The sequence below is a fragment of the Algoriphagus winogradskyi genome, from assembly GCF_900182815.1.
Taxonomy (GTDB): Bacteria; Bacteroidota; Bacteroidia; order Cytophagales; family Cyclobacteriaceae; genus Algoriphagus; species Algoriphagus winogradskyi.
Genome location: NZ_FXUA01000001.1, coordinates 59,645 through 75,514, shown reverse-complemented (window position 1 = coordinate 75,514; position 15,870 = coordinate 59,645). Strand labels below are relative to the sequence as shown.

At 39.6% G+C, this 15,870-nt stretch carries 11 protein-coding genes; 4 read left to right on the top strand and 7 right to left on the bottom strand.

The window, feature by feature from the left end; all coding sequences use genetic code 11:
- Window positions 1-51: 51 nt before the first annotated feature.
- Both QOL76_RS00340 and QOL76_RS00335 read left to right on the top strand, forming a co-directional pair.
- Window positions 52-2,676, top strand: a complete 2,625-nt coding sequence (locus QOL76_RS00340) for a DNA gyrase/topoisomerase IV subunit A (protein WP_283411025.1) — start codon at window positions 52-54, stop codon at window positions 2,674-2,676.
- A 13-nt stretch (window positions 2,677-2,689) separates the two neighbouring features.
- Complete coding sequence (locus QOL76_RS00335) at window positions 2,690-3,394, top strand: TrmH family RNA methyltransferase (RefSeq protein WP_283411024.1); 705 nt, start codon at window positions 2,690-2,692, stop codon at window positions 3,392-3,394.
- On the opposite strand, the gene QOL76_RS00330 is transcribed toward QOL76_RS00335, so the two are convergent.
- The 4 genes from QOL76_RS00330 to pckA form a co-directional block, all read right to left on the bottom strand.
- The gene (locus QOL76_RS00330; protein WP_283411023.1) at window positions 3,391-3,996 is read right to left on the bottom strand and encodes a hypothetical protein; all 606 of its coding nucleotides are present in this window, start codon (window positions 3,994-3,996) and stop codon (window positions 3,391-3,393) included. The genes QOL76_RS00335 and QOL76_RS00330 overlap by 4 nt on opposite strands.
- 132 nt (window positions 3,997-4,128) lie before the next feature.
- The gene (locus QOL76_RS00325) at window positions 4,129-4,566 is read right to left on the bottom strand and encodes a peptidylprolyl isomerase (RefSeq protein ID WP_283411022.1); all 438 of its coding nucleotides are present in this window, start codon (window positions 4,564-4,566) and stop codon (window positions 4,129-4,131) included.
- Between the two features lie 113 nt (window positions 4,567-4,679).
- Entirely contained in the window at window positions 4,680-5,213 is a 534-nt protein-coding gene (locus QOL76_RS00320) for an outer membrane beta-barrel protein (RefSeq protein WP_283411021.1), read from the bottom strand.
- A gap of 135 nt (window positions 5,214-5,348) precedes the next feature.
- Window positions 5,349-6,950, bottom strand: coding sequence for a phosphoenolpyruvate carboxykinase (ATP) (pckA, locus tag QOL76_RS00315; RefSeq protein ID WP_283411020.1), 1,602 nt, complete (start codon window positions 6,948-6,950; stop codon window positions 5,349-5,351).
- 283 nt (window positions 6,951-7,233) lie between these two features.
- On the opposite strand from pckA, the gene QOL76_RS00310 reads away from it, so the two are divergent.
- Window positions 7,234-8,772 carry a peptide MFS transporter gene (locus tag QOL76_RS00310; RefSeq protein WP_283411019.1) on the top strand — a complete coding sequence of 513 codons (1,539 nt, stop codon included), beginning with the start codon at window positions 7,234-7,236 and terminating at the stop codon, window positions 8,770-8,772.
- Window positions 8,773-8,871: 99 nt separating this feature from the next.
- Here QOL76_RS00310 and QOL76_RS00305 read toward each other — a convergent pair whose 3' ends face one another.
- The 3 genes from QOL76_RS00305 to tyrS form a co-directional block, all read right to left on the bottom strand.
- On the bottom strand, window positions 8,872-10,293 hold the full coding sequence (locus QOL76_RS00305; protein WP_283411018.1) for an amidohydrolase family protein: 1,422 nt from the start codon (window positions 10,291-10,293) through the stop codon (window positions 8,872-8,874).
- 2 nt (window positions 10,294-10,295) lie between these two features.
- The gene (locus QOL76_RS00300; protein ID WP_283411017.1) at window positions 10,296-10,991 is read right to left on the bottom strand and encodes a TetR/AcrR family transcriptional regulator; all 696 of its coding nucleotides are present in this window, start codon (window positions 10,989-10,991) and stop codon (window positions 10,296-10,298) included.
- A 147-nt stretch (window positions 10,992-11,138) separates the two neighbouring features.
- Window positions 11,139-12,431, bottom strand: coding sequence for a tyrosine--tRNA ligase (gene tyrS / locus QOL76_RS00295; RefSeq protein WP_283411016.1), 1,293 nt, complete (start codon window positions 12,429-12,431; stop codon window positions 11,139-11,141).
- 173 nt (window positions 12,432-12,604) lie between these two features.
- Between tyrS and QOL76_RS00290 the strand changes: the two genes are divergently transcribed.
- Complete coding sequence (locus tag QOL76_RS00290) at window positions 12,605-15,838, top strand: S41 family peptidase (protein ID WP_283411015.1); 3,234 nt, start codon at window positions 12,605-12,607, stop codon at window positions 15,836-15,838.
- Window positions 15,839-15,870 lie beyond the last annotated feature (32 nt).

Sequence of the window (15,870 nt, the reverse complement as noted above, 5' to 3'; positions counted from 1 at the left end):
TTTGATTTGAAGGGTGTGAACCTTTCAACTTTGTAGATACTGTACGACAATATGAGTGAAGAAAACAATTTACCTACGAACGGAGATGAATCCCTGCACACTTCAGTCCCAGTGACTGGAATGTACAAGGAATGGTTTCTGGATTATGCATCTTATGTAATTCTAGAAAGAGCTGTTCCGGCTATCGAGGATGGATTGAAACCTGTGCAGAGAAGAATTTTGCACGCAATGAAGGAAATGGATGATGGTCGATTTAATAAAGTCGCCAATATCATCGGTCAATCCATGCAATTTCACCCACATGGAGACGCTTCTATTGGCGATGCCATTGTAAATATCGGGCAAAAAGACCTTCTCATTGAAACCCAAGGAAACTGGGGGGATGTAAGAACGGGTGACCGCGCTGCAGCTGCCAGATACATTGAGGCGAGACTTTCAAAATTCGCGCTTGAAGTATTGTTTAATGCCCAGACTACGGAGTGGCAACTTTCCTACGATGGTAGAAAGAGAGAGCCAGTCACGCTACCTGTCAAATTTCCACTTTTACTGGCTCAAGGTGTAGAAGGAATTGCAGTAGGGCTTTCGACTAAAATACTTCCTCACAACTTTTGCGAGTTAATTCTTGCATCTATAGAGATTCTGAAAGGCAACAAAACCAATGTGCTGCCTGATTTTATCACTGGTGGTTATGCTGACTTTTCTGAGTACAACGAAGGCCTCCGAGGAGGTAAAGTTAAGGTTAGAGCAAGAATTGAAGAAGAAGATAGTAAGACGCTATTAATTAAGGATATACCATTTGGCGTGACTACGGATACATTGATCGATTCTATCCTGAAAGCGAACGATAAGGGTAAGATTAAGATCAAAAAAGTGGTCGATAATACGGCCAAGGACGTAGAGATCGCTATTCAATTAGCACCTGGAGTTTCGCCGGATGTTACTATTGATGCGCTGTATGCCTTCACTGATTGTGAGGTTTCTATTTCACCAAATGCTTGTGTGATTATTAAGGATACTCCTGTTTTTCTAACAGTCAATGAAATCCTGGAATACAATACCAAGCAAACCAAATCACTTCTTAAACGGGAGTTAGAAATCCGCAAAGGTGAATTAATGGAGAAGCTTCTTTTCTCCTCTTTGGAAAAAATATTCATAGAAAATAGAATCTATCGTGACATCGAAGAGTGTACTACTTGGGATGATGTGTTGAAGGCGATAGATGATGGTTTGGAGCCTTATAAGCCAGATTTTTATAGAGAGATCACAACAGATGATTTGGTTCGATTAACTGAGATCAAGATCAAGCGAATTTCCAAATTTGATACCTTCAAGGCAGATGAGCTTATGAAGCGCCTTCAGGATGAATTGAAGGAAGTAAATCATCACTTAAGACACTTGACCGATTTTGCGATAGCATATTATGAAAACCTCCTAACAAAATACGGTAAAGGAAGAGAGCGCAAGACAGAAATTAGAACTTTTGATGCCATCCAGGCCAATGTAGTAGCCGCAAACAATGCAAAACTATACGTGAATCGAGCAGATGGTTTCGTCGGATATGGCTTGAAGAAAGATGAGTTTGTTTGCGACTGCTCTGATCTGGATGATATCATTGTGATCCGGAAGGATGGCGTTTGTGTAGTATCCAAGATCCAGGAGAAGAATTTCATGGGAAAGGATATTCTGCATGTTGCGGTATTCCGAAAGGGTGATGAACGTATGGTTTATAACTTCATCTATTTGGATGGAGGAACCGGCCGTGCCATGGTTAAGCGATTCCAGGTGCTGGCTGTTACGCGAGACAAAGAATATATGCTCACCAAGGGTAGTAAAGGAAGTAAGACACTTTACCTGACTGCCAATTCAAATGGTGAAGCTGAAATCATTACAGTGTATTTGACTCAGGGTGCGAAAGCCAGAGTGAAGGTTTTTGACTTCGACTTTGCCTCAATAGATATCAAAGGAAGAGGAGCAGGCGGTAATATTTTAACTCGACACCCAATCCGAAAGATCCAATTGAAAATGGAAGGTGTATCGACTTTGGGCGGATTAAATATCTATTACGATCCTACAGTTGGCCGTTTGAACACGGATGAACGTGGTAAATTAATAGGTAATTTCTTGGGAGAAGACCGGATATTAGTATGTTACAAAAGTGGTGATTATGAATTAACCAGCTTTGAAACCACAAATAGATATGACGCTCCAAATGTTGTATTGATTGAGAAATTTGATCCTGATAAAGTCTTGTCTGCCATATACTTTGATGGTGGTAGTAAAACCTTTTATATAAAGCGTTTTCAGATAGAAACAACTACGCTAAACAAGAATTTTAATTTTATTTCTGATCACAAAAACTCATATCTCAAACTTATTTCCACTGAAAAACAGCCCCAGGCTCGGGTTACTCTGATTAAGGGAAAAGAAGAAGAGGAGATGGAATACGATTTGGATATGCTCATCGATGTGAAGGGATGGAAAGCCTTAGGTAATAAGTTGAGTACATATGAGATTAAATCTGTCAGCTTAATCGAATCTAAAAAATCAGATAAAGGGAAGGATTCCGAATCCGAAGAAAATGAAGGTGACCGCGATTCGGAGGACGATCTTGAAGTAGGCTCTACTATAGATTTATCTGTGAAAAAAGATGATGAAGAACAACTGGGACTATTTTAGTCCCACTTTTTAAATGGAAACCCTAAATCAATTAGAAACTATCGATCAAGGTTGGCTGGATTATTTGAGCCAATACATTACTGACCATAAGAAATCGGTAATGGAAAAGGTTCTAGCGCAAAGAACCCGTTTCCTGACGGTTGTTCTAGAAGATATTTTTAAGCCTCATAATGCAAGTGCAGTTCTTCGAACCTGCGATTGTTTTGGGATTCAAGATGTGCATGTCATTGAAAAGGTAAATCAATATAAAGTGAACCCCTTTGTGACCAGAGGAGCATCCCAATGGATTGATTTGCATAAATATTACAATAAAGAAGGGTCAGCCGTGCAGGATTGCTTTTCCAGTCTAAAAGCAAATGGTTATAAAATCTATGGAACTAGTCCATTACCTGGGTCAATTTCCATTCATGATTTAGAGCCTGATGAGAAGATTGCTCTTGTGTTTGGAAATGAACATGAAGGGATAAGCGAAGAGGTTCGGGAAAATGTTGACGGATTAGTTCATATTCCTATGCTTGGTTTCACTGAGAGTTTTAATATTTCCGTGGCAGCTTCCATCTCTCTTTACGAGTTGGTCAAAAAAGTTGAGAAGTATAATCATCCTGATTTTTTCTTAACAGATGATGAAAAGCAACTCCTCCGGATGAAGTGGTACAAATCAGTTGTGAAACGAGCTGATTTGCATGAAAAAGCCTACTTACAGTCTAAAAATCGTTAATTCTTCTTCGTGAATAGCGTGTTGATCTGTTCATTTAAAGGCACTTTTTGAGCTTTGTTTTTCGCTCTTTGACGCTGCCGTTGCTTTTTCTTTTGTTCCTTACTTTTCACTAATACCATCCGGGCAGAGATACCGACTTGACCTCTATAAAACTCTTCTCGTCCCATCAAATTAATATTGGGTTTGTAGTCTAAAGAGATTACCGTATTTAAGACAGTAAGTTCCAACCCACCAATTAAGTCTAGTCCAACAGTGGAATTTCCATAAGTATGCAAAATCTGCATGGTCTCTGGATCTTTTACAAAGCTTTCTTCTACACCGATGGAAGGCCCAATTCCATAATAATAATTGAATCTCTTCGAGATGATTGGATGGTGTTTTTCCATCAACGCCGAAAGGGTGGTGTTCAACTTGAAATCGGATTGGATAATCCCCTCAATAGAAAGCCGCTTGCTAATTCGCTGCTGAGCTGTGAATCCTACGGTTCTATACTGGTTGCTATTTCCGAATCTCAGCCCAACTGCAGTTCCATATCGCTGGGCCTTAGCTAAAGAGATGCTAAAGAAAATAACAAGTATGAGGAGAGCTAAACGTTTATTCATAAGTGATTTCAAAAAGGAATGACCCATGTTCAATAACTATTCCAACCTTTGATTTTCTCTGCAATACCTATAAAAAATGCCCTCAAAAGCTAATTGCTAATGAGGGCATTTGTAATTATAGTCTATGTTGAATTAAGATTCTGACACGACAATCTTTTCGATTTTGTCTCCAGCTCTTATCTCATCGATCACATCCAGCCCTTCAACGACTTTCCCAAAACAAGTGTGGTTTCTATCCAAGTGAGCAGTATTGTCTCGGCTGTGGCAAATGAAGAACTGAGATCCGCCGGTATTTCTACCTGCGTGTGCCATCGAAAGAACTCCTCGGTCGTGATACTGATTTTCTCCGTCTAGTTCACATTTAATGTGGTAACCAGGCCCACCAGTTCCGTTTCCTTTAGGACAGCCACCTTGAATTACAAAATTTGGGATAACTCGATGGAAAGTCAATCCATCGTAAAATCCTTTATTAGCAAGGTCAACGAAATTTTGAACTGCAATTGGCGCGTCCTTTTCGTAAAACTCAACTTTCATTGTTCCCTTCTCTGTAATTAATTCCGCTGTCTTCATTTTTTCAGGTTTTTGATAAAAATTTATGGAAGCAAAAATAACTCTTACTTTGAATTTATTGTGCAGAAAAATGTTTTTAAAATCCTATTTAAAAGCATCTGTTGTGCAGATAGCTATTTCAATTTAACTGTTAATCCTAAGTTTAAAACTGAAATGCCATAGCCAATCTCTCCAAATGCACCTATTTTTTCATTAAAATGATATCGTGCTCCACCAAAAACACTATAAGTGAATCCACCGGCAGCATCAGGTTCCGGCATTCCAGGGGAAGAGTTTTCTATACTTACTGAAGCTACATTATACCCCAGCAGTAGGCCAGCGTAAGTGTCGAGTTTTTCTGTTAATTCAAAATGATAAGCACCTCTAGCCCCAAAAATCAAATAAGTGTAAGATATCTTGCCTAGGAAGGGTATGTTGTCATTGGAACCTGCGTAACCCAAATATCCTCCGATTGATATTTGGTCAGTTATGCCATAGTCAAGAGAAGCGCTGAGTGGAATCCCTACATCTCCTGTACCAAAAGTAGGGACTAACCCAACTCCAATATTTAGATCCATTTGTCCTTGCTGAAATTGCTGTGCCTGAACCTCATTAATTACTGTGACTGCAAAAAGAAATGCAATGGTTGATAAAATAATTTTTTTCATAGTTTTTAAATAGTTAGAGATAATACTATCCAAAAGTAGAGTTCTAGATATTGCCTCTCAATACGTTAAATGCCCTATAAAAAAAAGAGTCTGCATTCCAAATGCAGACTCAGGTGTTATTAGGGTTTATAAATATTATAGTAGAGGAGCTCCGTCTAGAATTTCAACTGTTGCAAACTCTTTGAATTTTTCAAAATTTGAATTGAAGGCCTCTGCGAGAATTTTTGCTTGCTTGTCATATCCTTCGGTATCTGTCCACGTTTTTCGTGGATTAAGAATTTGCGAAGGGACATTTGGACAATCTTGAGGGACTTCGAATCCGAAAACCTGATGCTTTTTATATTCCACTTGGTCTAATTTCCCTTCCAATGCCGCAGATATCATGGCGCGAGTGTAAGCTAATTTCATTCTGGAGCCAACTCCATATGGTCCACCAGTCCAGCCAGTATTGATCAGCCAAACATTCGTATCATATTTCTCCATTTTTTCACCAAATAAGGTAGCATACTTGGCAGGGTGAAGAGGCAGAAATGCAGCTCCGAAACAGGCCGAAAATGTCAATTTTGGTTCAGTAACACCCATTTCGGTTCCAGCAACTTTAGCTGTGTAACCAGAAATGAAATGATACATCGCCTGGCTTTTATTTAGTTTAGAAATAGGAGGGATCACTCCAAATGCATCTGCCGTTAGAAAGAAAATATTCTTAGGAATACCTCCCACTGATGGGTTTTGAGCATTTGGAATAAAATCAATTGGGTAAGCAGTTCTGGTATTTTCTGTTACAGATTTGTTTGCAAAATCTACCTCTCGGGAATTTTCTTTGAATCTAGTGTTTTCCACAATAGACCCAAATCTAATTGCATCCCAGATTTCAGGCTCTTTTTCTCTACTCAAGTCAATTACTTTTGCATAGCAACCACCCTCAAAGTTAAAAACTCCATTTTCTGTCCAGCCATGTTCATCATCCCCAATCAGGTTTCTTTTTGGATCTGCAGAAAGGGTGGTTTTGCCTGTGCCTGATAGCCCAAAGAAGATCGCTGTATCACCATTAGAACCCACATTTGCGGAGCAGTGCATCGAAAGAATATGCTTGTCGTGGGGAAGAATGAAGTTTAGAACAGAGAAAATTCCTTTTTTCATTTCTCCGGCATACCCGGTACCTCCGATTAGGATGATGCGTTCTGTTAAATTTAGAATAGCAAAATTTGAATTTTTGGTGCCATCAGTCTCAGGATTAGCTTCGAATTCGGGAGCGCATATAATGGTAAAGTCATGCTCGAAGCTCTTTAATTCATCCTCAGAAGGTCTAAGGAACATATTGTGGCAGAATAGATTGTGCCAAGCTTTGGTATTTATCACCTTTATTTTGAGTCGATGATTTTCATCAGCTCCTGCATATGCATCTCTTACAAATAGCTCTTTGTCTGCAAGAAATGATTGCATCTTCCCTAGTAGCGATTGAAATTTCTTCGGATCAAAAGGGATATTAACATCACCCCACCAAACTGCATCTTTGGTCTTGTCATCCTGGACAATGTATCGGTCCTTTGGTGATCTGCCAGTGAATTTGCCAGTGTCAGCCATTAGAGCGCCAGTGGATGTGAGTTTTCCTTCCTTTCGCTTCAAAGCAAATTCAACCAGTGCTGCTGGTGGAAGGTTGATATGAACTTTTCTTTCTGGGGTAGATTGAAGAAAAGCCAGGGGAGAAGTCTGGGTAGCCAGATCTAGTTCCTGCATAAGTATTTGGGTTTACAATCTGAAAATTGTCTTCACAAAATTACTCAAATACACACTAAATAAACCAATAAAAAGTGCTTTATTTTTAAATACAATCGGTTGCGTAGAAAAAACAGATGTTTATTTTGTTTACTGGTTAGGGTAGTGGTCAAGTCGAGATAAGCCTTCATTCCAAAAGTGTAATTTTTAATCATGAGGCTATAATTCAGCATCTTTAACTTTGGAAACAAGCGCTAAAAAGCTTTATCATTGTAAAATTGATTTCACCCAAATAAAACTCTCCTTGGAAAAAGACCTTAACACAGAATTGAAAGAGCCAACGATGTTTGGCCATCCTAAAGGCTTATTTTACTTATTCTTTGCAGAAATGTGGGAACGATTTAGTTTCTACGGTATGCGAGCTTTACTCACCTTGTACATGGTTGAGGTTATTTTTGAAGCTTTGAGTGATAGGGATTATGCAACGGCAGCTGTATATGCTTCTTATGGATCATTAGTTTATGCCTCTACAGTCATTGGAGGGAGGATTTCCGATAAGATTCTTGGCATGCGAAATTCTATTTTTCTAGGTGGAATATTGATGTCACTTGGCCATTTTGTTTTGGCAATAGAACATAACATAGCTTTTTTTCTTGCTCTATCTCTCATAATCGTAGGAAATGGTTTTTTCAAACCAAACATTTCAACTTTTGTCGGCACATTGTATCAAGATGGTGATCCACGTAAGGATTCTGGATTTACTATTTTCTATATGGGTATAAATATCGGCGGATGGATTGCTCCCTTATTGTGTGGATGGCTTGCAGTGTCCTATGGCTGGCATTATGGATTTGCGTTAGCAGGTTTTGGCATGCTTTCAGGTCTTATTTTCTTCTGGACGGGGATTCGAAATGGTGTATTTGGCGATAGGGGAATGCCTCCAGTAAGCGGAGAGATTGATCAAAAAGTATTAGGTATTAAAAACAGGTATCTAATTCCGCTGCTATCTGTATTGACTGTGCCAGTTGTTGCGTACTTATTGTCATCCTATAAGCCCTTTGGAAGCGAAGGGGGATTCTTTGGCGACCAGAATATCGTAAACATAATCTTTAAAATTATTGGAGTGAGTATTTTGGGATATCTGGCATATATCATTTTCCAATCCACTAAAGAGGAAAGAGGCAAGTTAATAGTGGCAGTTCTTATTACTGTTTTTATGACGATTTTCTGGGGCTTTCATGAGCTTTCGGGCAGTGTGATTACACTTTTTGCAGCTAGAAATATTGATTTGGGAGGGATTATGACGGCTTCCCAGACTAATTCATTAAACTCAATGTGGATTATAATTCTGGCAATTCCGATTTCACTACTTTGGACTTTTTTATCCAAAAAGAACCTGAATCCAAGAACTCCTTTCAAATTTGGAATGGGACTTTTATTTGCTGGCCTCAGCTTCTATATTTTACATATTAGTAAGAATAGTGCAAATGAAGCTGGTTTGGTACCGTTTGCTTACTTACTCTTGATGTACTTTTTGATCTCTATTGGAGAACTCTTTATGTCTCCTGTTGGTCTATCTAAAATAACCGATCTGTCTCCTAAGCGAATTGTAGCTTTTATGATGGGTGTCTGGTTTTTATCCTCTGCCTTTGCTTTTCAAGTAGTAGGGTTTATTGGTAAACAACTAGCTATTGAAAGTACAGATAAAAACATCGGAGGTTTTGAAACTCTAGAAGTTTATACTGATGGTTTTTTACTAATCGCAATGTATTCGGTAGGAGCAGGGCTTTTAATACTGATTGCTTCTCCCTTTATTAAAAAATTAATGGGGGACATACACTAGATATAAAAGGACTTACTTATACTAAAAAGAGGCAATTGATATTCAATTGCCTCTTTTTATTGTGATGGATTTTACTAAAAATCAGAACATCGACGTTTATTACTTGCCCTCCTTTTTGGCTACCCATGCCTTGATCTCGGATAGCATTTTGTCCAAATCAGATCTTGTAAAATGTTTCCCGTCCTTAATTACATTCTCGATACTTAAGGTAGCAGAAATATCTTCCAGAGGGTTTTTATTCAATAAAATCAGGTTTGCCTTCTTTCCAGCTTCTACTGTTTCAAAGTCCGTTATTCCGAAGTAACCTGGACCATTGATAACTGAGGCGACTAATGCTTCCTGAGGAGTCAGTCCAAACTCCACGAACTTTTGTAATTCTAGATGAATGGCTAGCCCTGGAAAATCATAGGTATTCAAATATCCGGCGTCTGTTCCTGCGATGATTTTCATCCCTGATTTTTGGATCATAGGCAGGAGGGATGAGACTTTTTTGAAATTCTCTTTTCTAGATTGGGTAACTTCAGGAGATTCACCGGCCATTCTTTCAATTCTCCACTGGTAACTTTCTTTCAGTTTTGGTCCTAAATAATTGAGAATAGTATCACTAGCAAACTCATTTTCATCCAGGTAGGCGATATTATAACTGATCAAAATAGTAGGGACAACACCTGTACCTTGCTTTGCAAGTTGCTGGAAATTGGCAAAGGCAACGGAATCGCTATATGTATCAGCCTGAAGTGCTGCTGCTTCCGATCCCGAGAGTTTTCCACTTGCCCTTCCGTTGGATATTTCGGCTTCCAAAGGCGTAGTAGCTCTCATCATATAGGACAAATGCTCTACGGTTTTTTGCCCAGCCTTGGAAACCTGATCCAGTGTCAATACTGCTGGAATATGCCCGGAAACGCTATATCCTCTAGCTGTAGCCTTTTCTACTGCTTTAAGGAAAAGTGCTGGTTTTAGCGTGTTGTCTGTGATTTTGACAAAGTCAATATTCAATTTATCCAGAGAGTCAAGCGCGGCATCGAGTTCTTCTTCAGTCCCTACTTCCAGATCACCTGGCCAAATAGATTCTATCCCTTCCAGCTTAGGCCCCGAAGTCAGGATTTTAGGTCCAATTCGCTGACCATTATTTATCTCATCCCGCCATTTGAGCACTTCCATACTTATATCTCCTGCGGCATCTCGAACAGTGGTCACCCCAAATGCTAGGTATAATGGCAAGAGCTGCTCATTTTCGTCAATATAGTCTGCCCCGCCAAAGTGTACATGGTTGTCCCATAATCCTGGCATTAGAAATCTACCTGCTGCATCGACTTCTTTGATTGCCTTATATTTCTCCAGAAGGGACTCATCACCTACCTCAACAATGCTGTCGGAGCTTATAAAAACAAAGCGGTTCCCAACTTGAGAACCTGCTTCGATATTTAACACGGTTGCATTCTTGATAACAAGATCTACGTTCGTTTTTGAATGGCATCCTGAGACAATCAGTCCAGCCACTAGAATGTTTTTTATTTTCATGATCAGAAAAGGCTTCCTTGGACAGTTGTCTTTTTCGTTGCTTGAATTGTTCCTTTGAGCATTTCCTGCATCAATCGCAGAAATCCAGGCTCCCAATTCTCAGAATGAATTTTAAGATCTTTGCCTTCATACTCTATAGGTCCCAGCATTTTTTCATAGCCTATAATCATACTCCAAACAGTATAGAAGGTGATTTCAGGCTGCAATTCTGCACGAATACTACCGTCTTTGATACCTTGGCTCACCATCATGATTCCGATTTTGGCTGGCTCATGATGAATTTCCAAAAGCTTTTGAAAGTGTGAAGATTCCAGTGTTTTGGGATCAATCAGCTTTCGGGTTTCTGGATTATTGTACTTCTTCAGAAGATCCAAGAAATTAAGAATGGCATCGTAATAGACCTGATTTGCTTTGGCAAAGACAACGATTTTCACCAAAAGATCACTCAGCATTTCCAAGCCCGACTTTCCTTTGGATCTATACACATCGCGAAATTCATCCTTGAATTGGTCAAAGGCTTTTTTGGTCAGTGCCATAAAAAGATCCTCCTTGTTTTTGTAATAGAAGTAGGTAAGGCCTTTACTTATTCCAGCTGTTTTAGCTACATCTTCCATTCGAGTAGCCAAATAGCCTTTGGAAGTGAAAAGTGAAACTGCCGAATCTAAAATGAGTTTTTCTTTATTTTTATCTCCTGCCATGGGGTATATTCATTTTCTAAAAATCAAATTCAAAGATATTAAACTTGGGTCAAAAACCGGGTTTTAATGTTTTTTAGTTTGGAATAATTTCACAAAAAAAGGCTTTAGGATAATCCTAAGGCCTTTTCTATAGTGATTATCATAGACTTACTTCACTTCTACGATGTAATAATTCTTCTTACCTTTTTGTACCAAAAGGTATTTGTTTTGAAGAAGAGTCAAATTTATGGAGGCATTAGGATCCGACAGCTTTTCTTTGTTAATACTAACTCCTCCTCCCTGAATCATCTTTCTAGCTTCACCTTTGGACGAGAAAACAACACCTTGAGTAATTTCTCCGAAAAGATCTAAAATCGACGTTAATTCGGAATAGTCAGATTTGCTAACCTGAACTTGCGGCACTCCATCAAAAACTTGCAAGAAAGTACGTTCATTCAAAGCTGCTAGGTCTTCAGTAGATGATTTACCAAAGAGGATATCAGAAGCTTTCACAGCCATTTCTAATTCAGATTCGCCGTGAACCATCGTTGTGATTTGCTTAGCGATCTCCTTTTGTAATATACGGAGGTGAGGAGCTTCTGCATGCTCAGCTTCAAGTTTTACAATGGTTTCCTGATCCAAAATGGTGAAAATCCTAATGTATTTGGAAGCGTCTGCATCAGATACATTTAGCCAAAACTGGTAGAATGCATATGGAGAAGTCTTTTCTGGATCCAGCCAAACAGAACCGCCCTCAGTTTTACCGAATTTCGCTCCGTCAGCTTTGGTGATCAAAGGAACAGTCAGTGCATAGGCAGAACCTCCGCCCATTCTTCTGATCAATTCCGTACCTGTTACGATATTTCCCCATTGGTCAGAACCACCCAGCTGAATAGAGCAATTTTCATTTTTCCACAAATGATAAAAATCGTATCCCTGAATCAGCTGATAGGTGAATTCGGTAAAAGAAAGTCCATTTCCATCTTCCAGACGTCTTTTAACAGAGTCTTTGGACATCATGTAGTTCACTGTGATGTGCTTGCCGATATCCCTGATAAAGTCCAAAAAGCTAAATTTGGACATCCAATCGTAGTTATTGACCAGCTCGGCTTTATTTGAAGTAGTACCAGCAAAATCAAGAAATTTGGCTAATTGATCCTGAATACAAGAGATATTGTGATCCAGAGTGGCTTTGTCTAAAAGATTACGTTCTGCCGACTTGAAAGAAGGATCACCAATCATCCCAGTTGCACCGCCAACTAAAGCAAATGGCTTGTGACCAGCTCGCTGGAAGTGTAGTAGGGTCATCACTCCGACCAGGTGACCTATATGTAGAGAATCTGCGGTCGGATCAAATCCTAGATAGGCAGAAGTCATTCCTTTAGTAAGGTGTTCTTCAATATCGGGAGTCATGTCCTGGAGCATGCCTCTCCAGCGTAATTCTTCTATGAATGAATTCATCTAATGAGTTGATTTTTCGAGGTGCAAATATAGTCTTGTCAGCCTAAGGAATGAAGCAAACCTGTAATCCTTTGAAGTATTTTAATGGCTAGGGCCGTGAAAAGTACCGATCAAAAAATGTCCTCTAATAAAATTTGTGATTTTGATTACTTTAATAGCCAAATCCCAACCGTATGACTACTAGACTTAAGATTTTTGCAATTCTTTTGAGTTGCTTATTTGGCCACTGCACTTTGGCTCAGAATTCACCCCAATGGATGAGATATCCGGCTATTTCTCCTGATGGTAGCCAGATTGTGTTTACGTTCAAAGGTGACTTGTACATAGTTCCTAGCGCTGGCGGGGCAGCTCGACAGATTACTTTTCATGAGGCCCATGATTACCAAGCTGTATGGAGTAGAGATGGGAAAACCTTGGCTTTCGCTTCGGATCGCTATGGTAACTTTGACATATTTGCGATGAGCCCCGAAGGTGGTCCAGCCACCAGACTTACTTTTCACTCCAATGATGAACAACCTTTTGAATTCTCAGCGGATGATCAATCGGTTATTTTTGGAAGTCAACGAATGGATATCGCAGAACACAGGCAATATCCCACTGGATCCCAGCCTGAGTTATATTCTGTCCCCAAAAAGGGTGGTAGAGTTGATCAGGTTTTTACTATTCCTGCCGAATATGTAACTGTAAGTAAGGATGGGAGCAAAATGCTTTATCACGATAAAAAAGGAGGCGAAAATGAATGGAGAAAGCATCATCAATCCGGAATTGCACGGGATATATGGTTGTATGATGCCAAAAACAATACGCATGAGATGCTTACCACTTTCTATGGAGAAGACAGAAATCCAGTTTTCTCTCCTGACGAATCAGAGATTTATTACTTGAGTGAAACAAATGGGAGCTTCAATGTTTTTTCCATGAATGCTTCCAATCCAACTCAAACTGAAGCCTTAACTTCTCTTGCGGATTTTCCTGTTCGCTTTCTAAGTATTTCAGATGATGGATTGATGAGTTTTGGATACGATGGAGAACTTTATACGCTGCGCAAAGGTGAATCTCCAAAGAAAGTCGCAGTATCTATCCAGACTCAGGCGATTTCTAATTCTGATAATTATATCTCAATCAATGGTGGAGTACGCGAAATGTCTATTTCGCCTGATGGGAAAGAAATAGCTTTTGTAGCCAGAGGAGAGGTTTTTGTGACTTCTGTAGATGGTTCTTTGACGAAGAGAATAACTAATACCCCTGAGCAAGAGAGATTCGTGGAATTTGCTCCTGATGGTAAATCCCTGGTTTATGCCAGTGAAAGAAATGGGAAATGGCAAATTTACCAATCTTCAAAAGTAAGAGCAGAGGAGCCATTCTTTTTTGCCTCTACTTTGCTTGAGGAGAAGCCTCTGGTGAGTGTGGAGTCTGATGCATATCTACCTAAGTATTCGCCTGATGGTAAAAAATTGGCTTATGTGGAAGGAAGAAGGACTTTGAAAGTTCTTGATTTGGCTACGAATACTAGTGTGACATTGATGACTCCTGATGAACTATTTCATATGCGGGATGGTGATCAATACTTTACTTGGGCGCCTGATAGTAAATGGCTTTTGGCTACGTATAGACCTACGATGGCAAACTCAGAAGTTGTCTTATTGGATGCAACTGGAAAGCAAAAAAAGAGAAATCTAACGAATAGTGGCTACGGTGATGATAATGCGATATGGGTGAACGAGGGCAAGCAAATGCTTTGGTTCTCCAACAGAGACGGATTGAAAAGCTATGCTACAAGTGGGCAAAGCCAAAATGATGTTTACACATTATTTTTCGATGAGGCTGCCTGGGATAAATTCAGCATGTCCAAAGAGGATTTTGACTTGATGAAGGAAATTGAAAAGGTGAATAAGAAAGAGGAAAAGGACGATAAAGCTAAGGACGAGAAGGAAAAAGTAAAGAAGGTTGAGGACCTGAAGTTTGATTGGGATGGGATCGAGGAACGCAAAGCTAAATTGACCATACATTCTTCTTCTTTGGGAGACGCTGTCTTGTCAAAGGATGGAGAAAAACTGTATTACTTGGCAGCATTCGAGAAAGGAATGAACCTATGGAGTACCAATCTCAGGACAAAAGAAACAAAGCAGGAGATTAGTCTTGATGCCAATTCTGCTAGCTTAATTTGGGATAAGGAGCAGAAAAACTTATACCTACTTAGTAATGGAACGATTTCCAAGATCAATCCAGAGGGAATGAAGAAAGAGGCTATTAAGATATCTGGGGAGATGACCTATGACAAGAAAGCAGAAATGGCCTATATGTTTGAGCACGTGTGGTTGCGTACCAAAGGGATATTCTATACGCCAGACATGCATGGAGTAGATTGGGACGCAGCAAAAGTTAATTATGAAAAATACCTTCCTTCGATTGGTAACAGCTACGAATTTTCCGAAATGATTTCCGAGATGATTGGTGAGTTAAATGTATCACATGCCGGCTCTAGATATTCTCGCTCCATAGATATGGCTGATGCCACAGCATCTTTAGGTGTCTTTTGGGACTATGGTTTCGATGGAAATGGCATCAAAATCACAGAGGTAATTGCTGGAGGACCTTTGGATAAAGCCGATTTGGATATCAAAAAAGGGATGATCATCGAGAAAATCGATGGGATTGCTTTAACTGCGGAAACTGACCTTGCTAAGCATTTAAATCGAAAAGCTGACACTTTTACATTGATTGAACTTCTCAATCCTACCACTAATGCAAGAACACAATTCACCATCAAACCAATCTCTCTTAGAGCAGAAAATCAGTTGCTGTATAAGCGTTGGGTCAAAATGAATCAAGCAGAGGTGGATAGCTTATCTGGAGGCAAGCTTGGGTATGTACATATTCCAGGGATGAGTGATGGCCCGTATAGAAATGTGTATGAAGAAATGATGGGAAAGTATCACGATAGAGAAGCAGTAGTAGTAGATACCAGATTTAACGGTGGCGGAGATTTGGTAGCAGATTTGGCTATGTTCTTTACTGGTGAAAAGTTTTTAACCTATGCTACCGAAGCTAGGGCGGTAGGGTATGAGCCGACTGCTCGTTGGACTAAGCCAACACTTGCTATGTTCAATGAAGCCAATTATTCGGACGGTCATTGTTTTGCTTGTGGATATACTGATTTGAATATTGGTAAAACGGTCGGAATGCCTACACCGGGTACTTGTTCATTTGCCGGATGGGAAGGATTACCGGATGGATCCCGGTGGGGAGCAGTACCTATTTCTGCCAAAAATAAAGCAGGAGAGTGGTTGGAAAACAACGAAACTAGGCCGCAGTTTATAGTGAAAAATATGCCTGGAAAAATTGATCAAGGAGTGGATCAACAATTGGAAAAGGCAATTGAAGAATTGCTTAAAGTGATAAACTGAAAATTTTAAGCACAAAAAAAACCTGGTAGCGA